Below are 15502 nucleotides of genomic sequence, written 5' to 3'. Positions count from 1 at the left end.
TAAAAGAATTGCTCATTGCAACGGAGGTAAGGGGGGCTGCGTATTCTACAACAGCAAACCTAATACATTCCCATAATGAAAAACCTAATGATTACGGGCTTTATCGCCCTGTTTGGCGTAGCTCTGTGGAGTTGCAACCAGAACCAGGCTGTTTCGCCTGACACTGATCTGACCGCAAGCGCGGCCCGGTTGTCCGCTGACTCGACTGGCTTCTATTGCCGGGACAGTTTAACGAGGATAGACGTATCGACGCTGCCTGCTACGGTGACAAGCTACATCTCCACCAGCTACGCCGGGGCTACCATCAATTATGCCGCTACAGACGACGCAGGCAATTTCCTGGTGGCTATTTCGCAGAATGATGATCGGAAAGCGCTGCTCTTCAATGCTGATGGTACGTTCAATCGGGAATTATCGCTGAGAGGGGGTAAAGGTGGTAAAGGTCACGGAAAAGGACCAGGTCATGGACATAAAGGAGGTGATCGTGACAGTCTGTCAAAAATAGACGTAGCGAATCTTCCCACGGCGATTACGAATTACATCACGACCAACTACGCCAGCGCAACCATTGTAACAGCGGCATTGGATGCAACACGCGGCTATCTGGTCATGATCAAACAGGGTACGGATCGTAAAACGCTGCTCTTCAGCACCGACGGTACGTTCACGCAGGAAATTGTTCGGGAAATAGGTAAAAAATATACGGCTATTGACATTAGCGCCTTGCCCGCAGCCGTAACGACCTATATCACAACAAACTACGCTGGAGCTACCATTGTAGCGGCTGGTACAAACAGCACCGGACAGTTTAAGGTAATAATACAGCCAGCCAGTGGGCGAAAGATTGACCTGCTCTTTGCCGCTGACGGTACGTTCGTTCAGACTAGGAGAGGGAAATAAACGGGAAGTGAACAAACAAAAAGACCGGCGTTCAACGCCGGTCTTTTTGTTTGTTGGTGTGCTCAATTAAGGTTATTTTCGGGGCAATCCCTCGATTCTGCCGTTGCTATTCCTCGTCTATGACCTTTTCCTGCATTCAACAATTCTGCTGTGCTTCCAGAAAGAATCTTTTTCTTATTTCCGTAATGGCTTTTCTACTTTTTGCTGGTTATCAAACCAGTAAGGAGGACGACCGCACGTGGGCTGTCTACAAAGCCGATGCCAACAGTTCCAGTTATTCGCCGTTGAGTCAGATTAATACGTCCAATGTTAATCAGCTGCAGCCTGCCTGGACATTTACGATCAGCGATATGAAACCCGGCTCCCGATCGGGTAGCAGCGAATGCAATCCGATTGTTGTTGATGGCATAATGTACGCTACGTCGGCAAAACACTGGGCCTACGCCATCAATGCCGGAACAGGCCAGCGACTCTGGTCGTTCGATCCCTTCGATGGGGCGGAAGGTGGTGGAGTCAGCCGGGGAGTTACGTACTGGGAAGATAGGAGCAGCAATGGCAAGACCGACAGGCGGATATTGTTTACGGCTGGCGATCAGCTTTTTGCGCTCGACGCACGTACCGGCAAACCCATTGCTACGTTCGGGAAAGGGGGTAAAGTTAGTCTTAACGTTGGCCTTCGGGATGCGCCCGAAACCATCTCCGTGATTCCAACGTCGCCGGGAATTGTGTACAACGATCTGCTGATTATGGGTGCTGAGGTGTCGGAGTTGTATGGGGCGCAACCCGGCTATATTCGGGCGTACAATTGCCGAACCGGAAAACTGGTCTGGACATTTCACACGATTCCGCTGCCCGGCGAGCCTGGCTATGAAACCTGGCCGAAAGACGCTTATAAGTATGCCGGTGGCGTAAACGACTGGGCAGGTATGAGTCTCGATCTTCGACGGGGGATGGTCTTTCTGGCACTTGGCTCACCCAGTTACGATTTTTACGGCGCCGACCGAAAAGGGAAAAACCTGTATGGCAACAGCGTAGTGGCTTTACATGCGGCAACTGGAAAATACATATGGCATTACCAGATAGTCCATCACGATTTGTGGGATTATGATTTGCCCGCACCGCCCAATCTGGTCACGATACGTCGGGATGGCAAAACGATTGATGCCGTCGCGCAGATCACCAAACATGGCTTTGTTTTTGTGTTCAACCGCGAAACCGGCGAACCCCTGTTTCCGATCGAGGAACGTAGCGTACCGGCATCGGCTCTACCCGGCGAAGAAGCCTGGCCAACGCAGCCGTTTCCGCTAAAACCCAAACCCTTTGCCCGCCAGTGGATGACTGAAGCCGACTTGACAAATTACTCCGTTGCCGGGCACGATTCCATCACCAAAAAATTCCGGTCGATGCGGTATGAAGGCTTGTTTACTCCGCCTGATCTGAAAGGTACGCTCATGCTGCCAGGTACGCGAGGGGGCGCTGAATGGGGCGGGGCCGCCTACGATCCGGCAACGACGATGCTTTATATAAAATCGAATGATTCCCCAGAAATTCAGACGATTAAGCGAGTTGATCAGGAGCAGGAAGCCCGTGACATGACGGTTTTTGATCAGGGCAAATCGTTATACATGACCTATTGTGTAGCCTGCCACGGTCGCGACAAAAATGGCGATGAACCCAACTATCCGTCGCTGATTGGGCTGAAAACTCGGATGAGCCGGGAGATCGCCCTGGATAAGATTCGCAAGGGAGGAGGGAAGATGCCCGCTTTTGCCAGCGTCGTGAAAGGAAAAGAAAAAGCCATCATCGCATTTCTGTATGAAAAGGAGCAGAACTCCAGTAAAATGACCAAGTTCGAAAGCGGTAAAACACAGGCAGGTGCCGAAAAGTACCTGAACGTAACGGCTTACGGCCATTTCCGAGACCCCAACGGTAATCCGGCGTTACGTCCGCCCTGGGGAACCTTAAACGCGGTGAACCTATCAACTGGCGATTATGAATGGCAAATTCCGTTGGGCAATGATGAAAAAAGACAGGAATCTGGAGCGGTCGAAACGGGGCAGGAAGGATCAGCAGGGCCAATTGTTACAGCGGGTGGTTTAGTGTTTATCAGCGGAACGCAGGACAAAAAACTACGGGCTTTTGACAAATCGACTGGCAAATTACGTTGGCAAACGACCTTGCCTGGTGTGGCAAATGCCACCGCCTGTACGTATCAGGTTAAGGGAAAACAATACGTAGCGCTGTCGGTCGGCGGTAGCAAAGACAATCCGTCCGGATTTATAATGGCGTTTGCTCTGCCTTGATGTAATACGTCCAAATCTTCTGTTCAGGGGATTTGGACGTAGCAGAAATCTCAAAATTTCTTCGCTGTGACCGATTCCAGCTTTTCACTACGTATCACTTCCTTTCCGTTTGAAAAGATCCGAAAGCCTTTTCCTTTTCCGTAGTGCTTTCCGGTTTTGTCGTACAAAATCGTCAGGGTTTTGCCGTGATACAGGACGTTGTCCAGGCAGAACCAGTCCCATTTACCATCGGGGATAAGCGGGTGAATTTCCAGTACGTTGTCGGCGCGAGGTTTCAGGCCGATTAAGTCGTTAATGATTAGATCGGCAAAACCGGAGTGATTATAAAATTTACTACGTGGGTTGTCGCCTTTCAGCCACTCGCCTGTTTTTTCGTCCTGATATTCACCCAGGTACAATTTTCCGCTCATTGTATGCGAATGGGCGTATTTCAGCAGTTCATTGTAAAATACATCCTTTGTCATACTGCCGTGATTCTTGTAATTCGTGAGCAGATTCGAAAGCCCTTTCAGCGTTTGTGTAGTAGCAAATGGCCACAAAGCACCGTCCCACTCGCAACTGTGCCCTGACCCGTGCGTGCGAAACTGAGGATGCCGCCGTTCGGCAGTCGTAATACCCCAGGGAGCGCAGAAACCCGTTGTGTCGGTTAGTTGTGCCCATTGACTGGCGAATTCGGGGGTGTCGTCGGGTAGGTTAAAATACCAGGGGATAAACCCGATGGCTTCGCGAACGTTGGCAAACGTACCGTTCGGATGTTTCACTTCAAAAAAATGATTAGCGATATTCCACAAGCTATCCTGCGTCAGCTTTTTCAGATTAACAGCCAGTTGCGCATACCGACGTTTTAACGTATCATTTTTCGTCAACTCTGCCATCGCGACCAGCGCTTTGGCATTACCGTACATATAGCTATTAATAGTGGGACGCCGATTCTTATCCTTCCGGGAGCCACTAATGGATTCCTCCATCGCATCCTTAACGTCAAATTGCCAGAACAAACCGCTGGGCAATTGCTTTTCGGCCTGCCATTTCCGGTAGTCGGCATCCAGCGCAGGCAGGTTTTTCTGAATATACGGCTTGTCGAGATTAACGAGGTAGCGATTGTAAACGGCATCATCGACCCAGCTGCTGAATCCATGAAACCGTTGCGCCGTATGCTTCGGATCGACATAGAGCCAGAACGAAATGTAGTCGTCTATAAACTTCGGATTATGGAGCCAGCGTCCTTCGTAGATATGATGACCAAGCGCACTGCTGACGGCGTTGTATTTTCCGGCGTGCTTGACGGGCGTAATAAATTCGGTAAAAATGAACCCTTCAGGCGTTTCTTTCAGGTGTTTCCGAAAAGCCCACCATCGATAGTAATACATTTCCCGCAGCGACGAATCGGGGCAATCGAATAACGGAATATTCTTGGCCAGCCAGTTGAACGACTGCGCATTGGATACGTAATTTTTTACAGCTTCCTCCTGGTCGAGTGCATTGAAATACGTAACGTGTTTTTTCAGCTTATCAGTCGATAAGACCTTCGCCGACTGCGACCAGCCAAGGGTAGTCTGCACCAGAAAAAAGAAAAAGAAAAAACGACTGTATTTTGTCATTGCAGCTATACAGAACCTAAAGGCGGGCGCCCGTGCGGTTCTATTCTGTTAATCAAAAGAACCCTTTACAAAGCTACTTTCTAAATTTGTCCTTAATCTCTACTATTTTCCCTATTAATTATACCATATTAGCCTTGACACGCCTTACCTCCGACCAGCCAACGTATCAGAAAATAGCCCAGGTAGTATTGCTTATGTGGTTAAGTATGAGCTCTTTATCTGTAGTGTTAGCCCAAAGAAATTCCATTGATCAATATAATGTAAGCTGGACCAGTCAAAGCAAAAATTCGTCAGAATCAATGCCCTGTGGTGGTGGCGATATTGGTCTGAACGTCTGGGTTGAAAACGGCGATTTGTTGTTCTACATTGCCCGAAGCGGTACGTTCGATCTCAACAATACGGTGCTGAAACTCGGGCGGGTCCGGCTTAAACTCTCGCCCAATCCGTTTGCCGACGGCGCTACGTTCCGGCAGGAGCTGGTGCTCAATAAAGGTCACATCGAAATTAAAGGCACTACGTCCAGCCTGTCGGCGAACGTAACGGTTTGGGTTGATGCGTTTCGGCCCGTCGTTCATGTCAATGTGTCCAGTAATAAGGCGCTGAAAGCCGAAGCCGCGTTTGAAAGCTGGCGCCACGTTGACCACGTTACGAAAGGAAAAGAAAATAACGCCAATTCCTACAAATTTGCCCCACCGGGTGAAGTCAAAACGCTAAAAGATTCTGTTCAATTTGCTGGAAATGACGTCGTCTTTTATCATCAAAACGGTTCCGCACGTTCCATTTTCGATGTAACGGTTCAACAGCAAGGCCTGGATAGCGTTAAGAATCAGCTATTTAATCCGATCAAAAACCTGATTTTTGGCGGAGGCATATCGGGCAAAGGAATGAAACCCGGTGGTACGTATCGGGGCAGGTATCTCGACACTGATTTTCAGGGCTGGAAACTTACCAGTACGACGCCCTCCCGAACGCACGAGCTTGTTGCTGCGTTGCACACCGCCCAGTCAGAGAACATAACAAACTGGAGACAGGGACTGGAGCAACTACAGAAAGACGCCATAAATTCAGCAAAAACGGCGCAAGGTAAGACGCAGGCTTGGTGGAAAGACTTCTGGGATAAGAGTTTTATTTACATCAATACGTCACCAAATTCGCCCGAGTGGCAGGTGGCCCGCAATTATCAACTATTTCGGTACATGCTGGGTTGCAACGCATTCGGCAAGTACCCCACGAAATTCAACGGCGGGCTTTTTACGTACGATCCGTCAACGACCGATTCAACGATGCGCTTTACACCAGATTTTCGAAACTGGGGAGGGGGGATTCATACGGCACAGAATCAGCGACTCGTGTACTGGCCAATGCTGAAAAGTGGCGACTGGCAACTCATGAAACCGCAGTTCGATTTTTACCTGAAAGTGCTAAAAAATGCCGAATTGCGCACTGAGTTTTACTGGAAGCATAAAGGCGCCAGTTTTACGGAACAGATCGAGAATTTCGGCCTGCCCAACTATGCAGAATACGGCACGAAACGCCCGGCTGGTTATGACCAGGGCATGGAATACAACGCCTGGCTTGAATACGAATGGGACACAGTATTGGAGTTTTGCCTGATGATGCTCGAATCCGAACGCTACACCGGTCAGAACGTAGCGCACTACGTACCGTTCATCGAAAGTTGCCTGACGTTTTTTGATGAACATTACCAGTATCTGGCGAAAAAGCGCGGTAGTAAAGCGCTGGACGGCGATAAGAAATTAGTTCTGTACCCCGGTTCGGGAGCCGAAACCTACAAAATGGCCTACAACGCTACGTCTACGGTTGCAGCGCTACGTACCGTTCTGACCCGGTTGCTGGAGTTGCCTGCTACGTACCTGACTCCTGAAAAACGCACGCATTGGCAGGAAATGCTCGGGCGGATTCCGAGCATTACGTTCCGGTTGTTCGACGGCCATCCGACCATTTCCCCCGCTAAGCTTTGGGAACGTATCAACAATACTGAATCGCCACAACTGTATCCGGTATTTCCATGGGGAATCTATGGGGTCGGTAAATCCGGACTGGACACAGCCATTAATACGTATCGGTACGATAAAGACGTACTGAAATTCCGGAGCCACGTTGGCTGGAAGCAGGACAATATTTTCGCGGCCCGGCTCGGTCTGACCGACGAAGCCGCCCGGCTAACGCTCCTCAAACTGGGCAACGCACCCCGCCGATTCCCTACGTTCTGGGGGCCAGGTTACGACTGGACGCCCGATCATAACTGGGGCGGTTCGGGTATGATTGGTCTACAGGAGATGCTGATGCAGACCGATGGAAAAAAAATCTACCTGTTCCCGTCCTGGCCCAAAACCTGGGACGTCCACGTTAAATTGCACGCGCCATACAACACCACCGTTGAAGCCGTTCTGAAAAATGGCCAGCTCGAATTACTTAAGATAACCCCCGAATCGAGACGTGACGACGTAGTAAATTTGTTGATGTAAGCTCAGGTGTTGTTATACAGGCTCTCTACGCAAACCCGAACATTTTACGCTCAATGTTAAAAAACAAAATCCCGGCGACTGCATTTGCGGACACAAAACCGCATTATAATATACTGGACGGACTACGTGGAGTAGCGGCCTTAACCGTTGTGTGTTTTCACTTATTTGAAGCCTTCGCCACCAGTCATATAGACCAAAAAATCAATCACGGCTATCTGGCGGTTGACTTCTTTTTTATCCTGTCGGGCTTTGTTGTCGGCTACGCTTACGATGACCGGTGGGAAACAATGTCAATCAAAGATTTCCTCAAACGCAGATTTATCCGACTGCATCCCATGGTCGTCATGGGGGCTATTATCGGTGCTGTTGTGTTTTACTTTCAGGGGTGCGCTGCCTGGGACGTATCAAAAGTGTCTGTACCGGCGTTGTTGGTAGCTACGGTAATAAATGCTTTTTTGATTCCGGCAACCCCCGGTTTTGAAATTCGGGGCGTCGGTGAAATGTACCCGCTGAACGGTCCGAGCTGGTCTTTATTTTACGAATATATTGGCAACATCCTCTATGCGTTCGTTATCCGTAAACTACCGACCAGGGCGCTTTCCCTGCTTGTCCTGTTGGCGGGTTGTGGCTTGGGCGCGTTTGCCATTTGGGGGCCATATGGAGATATATGCGTCGGATTTTCACTCACAGAAGATAATATTATCGGCGGCTCGCTACGTCTGTTATTTTCATTTTCGGCAGGATTGCTGCTATCTCGGGTATTCAAACCTGTCCATATAAAAGGAGCTTTTTGGATCGGTGGCGTAGCGATAATTGGTTTATCCGCAATACCACGGATTGGGGGTAGTGAAAATCTATGGATGAACGGTTTATACGACACAATCTGCGCTGTTATTCTCTTTCCCTTGATTGTTTATCTCGGGGCGTCGGGTAAGACAACAGACCAGCTAACTACCCGATTCTGCAAATTTTTAGGCGATCTTTCCTATCCGCTTTATATGGTTCATTACCCATTCATTTACTGGTATTACGCCTGGGTAAAAAATGAAAACCTCACCTTCGAACAGTCCTTTCCCGGCGCTTTAGCGCTCGTCATTGGTTCGGTCGTACTGGCTTATTTATGCTTAAAACTGTATGATGAACCTGTACGTAAGTTTTTAACGAAGCGTCTGCTGCTCGTGAAAAATAGCGCTTAAAGCGTCTCAAGCCACAGCTCCTGACGATTCTCCGTTTGCCATGTTGGTTCGACGTAACGATTGGTAAGAATCTGTTTCAATATAAATTTCGTTTCGCTTGCTCAACTTAAAAAAAGTGAAAAACTGCTGACTAATTTTTCAATAAGTAAAACAATCCTGGATAGTCTGGCGTTTTACATTCGTGATTCGCTGATAGACTGGGATGCTGTGAAAGGCACCTGCTTTTTATAAATTAACTGTTCTATTAAGCGAAACTAAAAGCCAGGTAACTTCGTGTTGTCTGGCTTTGTTTTTTACAGGTTGATCCGTATAAATTATCTTTGATTATCGCAGAACTTAGTATCGAACGGGCTGAATGACAGAGATCTTTGATAACATAAGAAAACTTTACCGGTTTTACGCGCCTGAAAATGAACTGGCCGACTATATCGAATTTTTCTCGGAGTCGTCTGCATCAGAAACTCACCGATACGTAGCAAACAATACGTTTAGCATCCGAATGTTTCCTAGCTGGACGCCTACCATGTATATCAATCTGGGAGAGCCGTACGTAATAGATGTAGGAACTAAGAGCTACCAGATTCAGAAGCATACGGACGTGCTGATTCTACGTAACAACATTGTTGAACGCCATAATCTGCCGACCGATTCTATTTTTACGATTAAGTTCTTTCCAGGCGGTCTGGAGGCCGTTCTGGGTATCAATCAGGTTCAGTTTGTCGACCAGGTTGTCAATCTGGAGATGCTCCTGCCCGAGTGGCTCATTCGGCGCGTTAAACAACCCATTTGCTTCGAGGAGCGTATTAATTTACTTCAACAATATTTTTTGAATCAATATCAGCTGCAGCGAAAAAGCGACCACTATCGGCAATTTGTATCCAGTACTATCGGTACATTCGATGATAGCGGTATGGTACTGAAGACGGGCCAATTAGCTGATCGTCTGTATGCTACGTCCAAAACGATTAACCGTTATTTCCGCCGGGTTATTGGCATTCCACCTAAGCAACATCTGTCGATGGTTCGAATAAGAGCAGCGCTGACAGGTTACGTTACGCACAGGAACCAATTCTTTCCTGATGCGTATGGGTATTACGACATGAGTCATTTCTACAAGGATGTCGTCCGGTTTACGGGTAAAAAATTACGGGAATCCCTGTAACCGGATTGATCCGTATACGTTTCCAGGCGAGTTGCGTGGATTCCAGACCGGATAGTAACTCTAGGAGGTGAAAATGTCCGTTTTTTACTAAAATCTATGCGGCTAATCCGATTGTTTTGCCTCAAAAACAAACGCTGATGAACCGATTTTCAATACTTGCCGTACTAGCTTCTCTCTTTGTATTCGCTGCGTCTGCCCGCAGCCAGCCAGGTACTGTCCGTCAACTGGAATCCTGCCCTTGTCAGGTTAAAATAGATAGTAGTTTCAGAACGCGTTGTGCGTATCTGATTGTGCCTGAGAACCGAAAAAAGAAGAATGGAAAAACTATAAAACTTCCCTTTATTCTGGTAGAAAGTAAGAAGCCCGACAAAAAGAAAGATCCACTTTTGTTTACGGCGGGCGGTCCCGGCGGTAGTTCGCTGGGTTGGGCCAGAGGGATCAGCCAATCGCCATTTATAAATGATCGTGATTGTATTGCCTTCGAGCAACGCGGCACTCATTTTGCGGTCCCGAACCTGTGGAGTAACGAGTTATCTGATGCCATCAGCGAGTCTTATCGGAAAAACCTGGATAAGGATAGCATGGTAGTGGTTGGCGTAAAGCGTTATAAAAAAGCGCTGGAAAGTAAAGGAATTGACCTCGCCGGATACAATACCGATGAAACCGTTTCCGATATTCACGATCTGTTGGCAACGCTACGTATCGATTCGGTTAATCTGACCGGAGGTTCCTACAGCGGTGGACTTATGACGGCTGTACTTCAGCGCGACCCATCGCGGATTCGGTCGCTTATTCTGGATTCACCGCTCCCAACCTTTGTTCCGATTGATGAAGATGAACCGGCCAACTTCGTTGAAGCGCTGAACGTACTGTTTCGAAACGTAGCGAGCGATTCGACGGATAAAGCGCGTTACGGCAATCTGAAGGCAAAATTCGAGCAGTATTTCTCCGCGATTGACGGAAAAAAATTTATCATGCCTTACCTGGCTCAAGGTAAGGCAGATACACTACGTATCCAGTATACACGTAGCGACTTGCTGGATATTCTGGTTAATACGTCGATGAAGCATGTGCCGTATGCCATTACAGAAATGATAAATGGTAACCATGATCAGTACATACGGCCCTATCTGGTGCATAAACTCGAACGAAATAACGGCCCATCAGGTATGCGTATTTCGGTGTATTGCGCCGACCAGCCCGCTTACTATAGCGAAAAAGTACTTCAGCAACTCTACGATATCTATCCGTATATGAAAGGTTATCACATTAACGATGTGTATCGAGCCATGTGTGATTGCTGGAACGTACCGCCCATAAAACCAGAAACCAAACAACCATTTTATTCAACAAAACCGGCTTTGCTTGCCGATGGCGAAATGGACAATGCTGTTCGACCGCTGTATATCGACATGATGCATCATTATATGCCCAACAGCCAGCGGATATTGTTTAAAAATAAAGCGCACGGCGTTGGCGGCTCCGACTGGAATCGACTCACGCAGCAGTTTCTAAACAATCCATATGAGAAACTAAAATCTGATAAAAAGGAAGTTATAGTGTATTAGGCAGGGGTGTGGACTATGGGGCGTAAAGTTGGAGTAAGTCTACCCTTTGCCCCGAATTCCATGCCCTGGGCTACTCACTACGTAGTGATTTCACCGGATTCATCAGCGCAGCTTTGATACTTTGAAAACTGACCGTCAGCAACGTAATACCTAAGGCGCCCAAACTGGCCGCGACAAAAATTCCCCACGAAATGTCGGTATGATAGCTGTACTTTTTCAGCCACTGATTCATGTAATACCAGGCGGTTGGCGCTGCAATCAGACAGGAAATGATAACCAGAACCACAAAATCTTTGGATAGCATCTGCCAGAGATTCATTACGCTGGCGCCCAATACTTTCCGAATACCGATTTCTTTGGTGCGTTGTTCGGCTACAAAACTGGCTAAACCAAACAAACCCAGGCAAGAGATAACAATGGCGAGAACGGTAAACAGTAACGCCAGCTTACCGATACGTTCCTCATTGGCAAATTTTAAGGCATACTCCTGATCCGTAAACCGATAGTCGAACGGACTGCCGGGGTTGAACTTACGAAATACCGCTTCAATTTTAGCTAATGACTCACTGGCGCTGTGGGCAGGGTTAAGTTTGATATTGATGACATTAGCCCAGCCATAATCAAGCATATAAACGGTTTGGGTTACCGGTTCAAAAGGTGAATTCATGAGCATATCCCTGATTACCCCGACCACCGTAAATGGCCTGCCATTCCACTTAATTTGCTTATCTACAGGGTCTTTTATACCCATGTAACGGACGGCTGTTTCGTTTAGCACCATGCCCGATGAATCGCTGGAAAATTGCCGGGAAAGATCCCGGCCCTGCACAAATTGCCAGCCTACCGTTTTGCCAAAATCATGCGAAACCGCAATTGTACCAAAGCTTTCTTTGAAGTTAGGATCTTTGCCTGGCCAGTCGAACCCACTATTCTGAGAGTTTAGGTTAGTGGCCGGTGTCGACGAAGTTGACATCTCGACAGCCGCTCCGGTTTGTAGAAGCGCGTCGCGGAGAGTATTGTAGTGCTGGTGTAGCTCCGGTGTATTCATGGCAACGGTAATTAGTCCGTTCCGATCATAACCGACAGGCCGATTTTTCGCGTACTCAATTTGACGGAACACAATGATTGTTCCGATAATCAGCGTGACGGAAACGGTAAACTGCACGACAACCAGAAACTGGCGAGGCATGGAGGCAAACCGGCCAACGCGAAAAGTTCCTTTCAGCACTTTTACAGCCTGGAATGACGACAGATAAAGAGCTGGATAGCTACCCGCAATCAAACCCGTCAATAAACTAAAGCTGATACCACAAATCCAGAAAACGGGATTCGCCCACAAAATACTAATCTGTTTATCCGCCAGCTCATTAAATACGGGCAGTATGAGCAACACAAGGAATATAGACAAGCCGAATGCCAAAACTGCCACCAGTAACGACTCGCTGAAGAACTGACTAATTAATTGACTACGTAATGAACCAACGGCTTTGCGAACACCAACCTCTTTGGCTCGTTTTTCGCTACGTGCCGTACTCAAATTCATGAAATTGATACAGGCCAGGAACAGAACAAATACGCCAATAATCCCAAACAGCCAAACGTACTGAATCCGACCCTCTACATTTCCGGCTTTGTCCCAGCCTGTGTATAGATGCCATTCGCTCATAGGTTGCAGATAAACTTTCGGCTTAATAAATGCCAGTTCGGGCGTATGTTTTAATCGAATGTTTTCGATTTTTTTCGTTACTGCATCGAACGTTGTATTCGGCGCAATTTGCGCCAGGATCTGCCAGGAATTATTCCCCCATGCGACCTTATCCTGGGCTTCCTTTACCCAGGCTTCCGCCGAAACATACAGATCCCAGGGAGCAATAAACTGCATATCTCTGAACTCCGTATTGTATGGAAAGTCTTCATAAACACCCGTCACTTTTACGTCCAGCCGGTTATCAATTTTCATGATTTTTCCTACAGGATCGATTGTGCCGAAAAGAGCTTGTGCTACCGATTCCGACAACAAAATCGACGAAGGATCTTTTAACCCGGTCCGTGTACCGCTGAGCATTTTCAGGGTGAGCATGTCAGGGGCGTCTGCAGACAGGTAGTTGCCTGTCTTGGTGAATTTTTTGTCGCCGTACGCCAGAATATGATCGCCGGTCCATGATGACATAATTACGTGCTCGAAATTGTCGCCGTAAATCGTTCTCAGCTCTGGCCCCATCGGTGCTGGATTGTAACTTCCGTGAAAGACCTGCCCTTCGAACGTACCGGTTTGCATGACCTTGGCAATGCGGTCGTAATTCTGAAAATACCGGTCGAAGGAAATCTCGTCGTAAATCCATAAGCCGATCAGCATGGCTACTGCCATACCCGAAGCCAGACCGAAAATGTTAATAAACGAGTAGACACGGTTCTTGGCTAAGTTTCGAACCGCGATTTTTAAATAATTACGTAGCATCGTTGTGGGGGTTGGGTTGGGATATTGTGAAGGTTGTCGTCGAATAAATTCCGGTCGCAGGTAGGCCAGTACGTCTACCCAATAATATCGTCGGGCGCGGGCTACGCCTGATCGCTTTGCCCGTACTACGTAGCGTTCATGCAAATCACCCAGCACCTCTTCCTGCAAATGAGGAGCGCAAAACCAGGTCAGTAAGCGGTCGGCGAAGTGGGGTGGTGGTTTCATGGGGTAAGGGCATAGGGCAGAGGGGAAGCGATGAACTGGTTTTACCCGATGCCCAACGCCCTCTGCTGGTTATTTAGCTCCATTCAAGGCGAATAGTAGGGGTGATACGCTCCCAGAGTCGATTGCGAATAGCCTGGACTTCGCTCAGAACCCGGCCGCCCAAAGGAGTTACGGTAAATAATCGTTTCCGACGGCCCCCGCGCTCGGCCGTTGCTTCGCCCAGCGAAGAGGTCAGATAGCCTTTCTGTTCCAGTCGTTGCAAAGCTGCGTGTACGGCTCCTGTGCTAACCGAGTTGCCCGTTTCGCTTTCGAGTTCTTCGGCAATAGCCACCGAATACGCTTTGGGCGATAAAGCCGCTACGGCCAGCAGTACCACTTCTTCAAATTCGCCTAAATCACTACGTCGCATGGTGTAAAGAGTGAGTCAAGGTGTATTACATCCATTTCGGTATAACAAATACTTGACCAAAAACGCAAAAGCGTCATTTCTAATCTGAAATGACGCTTTTTACTGGAAACGACAGGAAACGATTGTCCAGAATCGGACAGGCTGCGTACGATGATGGACGTAGCGGTCGGGTTTCGGGTAGGTATCCGAATGTAATTAGCAACAGCAGTTACATCAATCCTGTAGGTCCTTCGTCATAATTCTAACCGGCCCCAGCAAGCCCGCTTCCAGCAGTGGCTTGCCCTGCAGGCGGAATGGAGCCGTTGTGCGGGTGATGCGTTTGGATTCGGGCAGACGTTGGTCGCCAATGAGCCGGTTAGCCCACGTATTACTGACGTTGATGGCTAGCCGATTTTGGCCTGATCTCAGGAATTTGGAAATGTCGATTCGGTAAGGAGCTGTCCAGACGGTGCCGCACGAAACACCATTCAGCGTTACGTTGGCGACATTGGCGATACGCCCCAGATCCAGCCAGACGCGTTTCGAGCCCGTGGACGACCACGTAAATGTTTTGGTATACGTAGCGGTGCCGGAGTAGTAGCGAATCGACGAATCGGCAGACTGGCTCCAGTCGGTTAACTGCGCAAACGTTTGCTGTTGTTCAGGACCTCCATACGTAGTATCGAACTGAACCTGCCAGGGACCTTCCAGCGTTTGTACGGGCTGTACAACAACTTTGTTCTTATCAATCTGTCTGATTTGTCGGGTCGGTTTTCGGAAGATGACAAACAACGATGCATTTGGTGCCAGATGTATGGGTAGTTGCATGTGTTCGCCGGTTACGCGCCATTCGGGTGCAGCGGTCAGCTCATCCGTAACGGGATCATAAAGCTCAGGTGATTTGAAAAATACCCGAAACGAAGCCATAACGTTACGTTCTTTACGCTGCTGATTAGCAATAAAATAAATGTCGGTTTCGCCATCACTCCGGTGCGTCCAGGCGATGTCGTTGGTGTAGCGATCGGTTGAATCCGTAAACAGAACGTCACGTTTCACACCAAGCTTTTCAAAGGAATCAGGCTGAAACGGAGTCTGAATAACGCGTCCTTTCCCCAGTCGTGTGTGTTTTTAAGTGGTTTAACCAAACCGTACGGTGTGAAAAAAACCCCCCCCAAAAAAGTACCACAAACCCGTAAATTTGGTGTTGTTTTC

At 48.3% G+C, this 15502-nt stretch carries 10 protein-coding genes; 6 read left to right on the top strand and 4 right to left on the bottom strand.

Going from position 1 to position 15502, the window contains the following annotated elements:
- Window positions 1-75: 75 nt before the first annotated feature.
- A complete protein-coding gene (locus ACOJS8_RS11715; protein ID WP_420148726.1) occupies window positions 76-900 on the top strand; it encodes a PepSY-like domain-containing protein in 825 nt (274 codons plus the stop codon).
- Between the two features lie 185 nt (window positions 901-1085).
- Window positions 1086-3203, top strand: a complete 2118-nt coding sequence (locus tag ACOJS8_RS11710; protein ID WP_420148725.1) for a PQQ-binding-like beta-propeller repeat protein — start codon at window positions 1086-1088, stop codon at window positions 3201-3203.
- A gap of 50 nt (window positions 3204-3253) precedes the next feature.
- Here the strand turns inward: ACOJS8_RS11710 and ACOJS8_RS11705 are convergent, their stop codons facing one another.
- A complete protein-coding gene (locus ACOJS8_RS11705; protein ID WP_420148724.1) occupies window positions 3254-4804 on the bottom strand; it encodes an MGH1-like glycoside hydrolase domain-containing protein in 1551 nt (516 codons plus the stop codon).
- Between the two features lie 206 nt (window positions 4805-5010).
- On the opposite strand from ACOJS8_RS11705, the gene ACOJS8_RS11700 reads away from it, so the two are divergent.
- The 4 genes from ACOJS8_RS11700 (at window position 5011) to ACOJS8_RS11685 (ending at window position 11219) form a co-directional block, all read left to right on the top strand.
- A complete protein-coding gene (locus tag ACOJS8_RS11700; RefSeq protein ID WP_420148723.1) occupies window positions 5011-7293 on the top strand; it encodes a DUF5703 domain-containing protein in 2283 nt (760 codons plus the stop codon).
- A 53-nt stretch (window positions 7294-7346) separates the two neighbouring features.
- Complete coding sequence (locus tag ACOJS8_RS11695) at window positions 7347-8489, top strand: acyltransferase family protein (RefSeq protein ID WP_420148722.1); 1143 nt, start codon at window positions 7347-7349, stop codon at window positions 8487-8489.
- A 355-nt stretch (window positions 8490-8844) separates the two neighbouring features.
- Complete coding sequence (locus ACOJS8_RS11690; protein WP_420148721.1) at window positions 8845-9651, top strand: AraC family transcriptional regulator; 807 nt, start codon at window positions 8845-8847, stop codon at window positions 9649-9651.
- A gap of 137 nt (window positions 9652-9788) precedes the next feature.
- Entirely contained in the window at window positions 9789-11219 is a 1431-nt protein-coding gene (locus ACOJS8_RS11685; protein ID WP_420148720.1) for an alpha/beta fold hydrolase, read from the top strand.
- A 70-nt stretch (window positions 11220-11289) separates the two neighbouring features.
- Here ACOJS8_RS11685 and ACOJS8_RS11680 read toward each other — a convergent pair whose 3' ends face one another.
- From ACOJS8_RS11680 to ACOJS8_RS11670, 3 genes are all read right to left on the bottom strand, one after another.
- The gene (locus ACOJS8_RS11680; RefSeq protein ID WP_420148719.1) at window positions 11290-13902 is read right to left on the bottom strand and encodes an ABC transporter permease; all 2613 of its coding nucleotides are present in this window, start codon (window positions 13900-13902) and stop codon (window positions 11290-11292) included.
- Between the two features lie 73 nt (window positions 13903-13975).
- Complete coding sequence (locus ACOJS8_RS11675) at window positions 13976-14311, bottom strand: PadR family transcriptional regulator (RefSeq protein WP_420148718.1); 336 nt, start codon at window positions 14309-14311, stop codon at window positions 13976-13978.
- A 213-nt stretch (window positions 14312-14524) separates the two neighbouring features.
- Window positions 14525-15406 carry a glycosylhydrolase-like jelly roll fold domain-containing protein gene (locus tag ACOJS8_RS11670; RefSeq protein WP_420148752.1) on the bottom strand — a complete coding sequence of 294 codons (882 nt, stop codon included), beginning with the start codon at window positions 15404-15406 and terminating at the stop codon, window positions 14525-14527.
- Between the last annotated feature and the right edge of the window lie 96 nt (window positions 15407-15502).

The organism is Spirosoma sp., from assembly GCF_048594605.1.
Classification (GTDB): Bacteria; Bacteroidota; Bacteroidia; order Cytophagales; family Spirosomataceae; genus Spirosoma.
The sequence above is the reverse complement of the archived record's forward strand: the minus strand, read 5'-3'. Positions and strand labels throughout refer to the sequence as shown.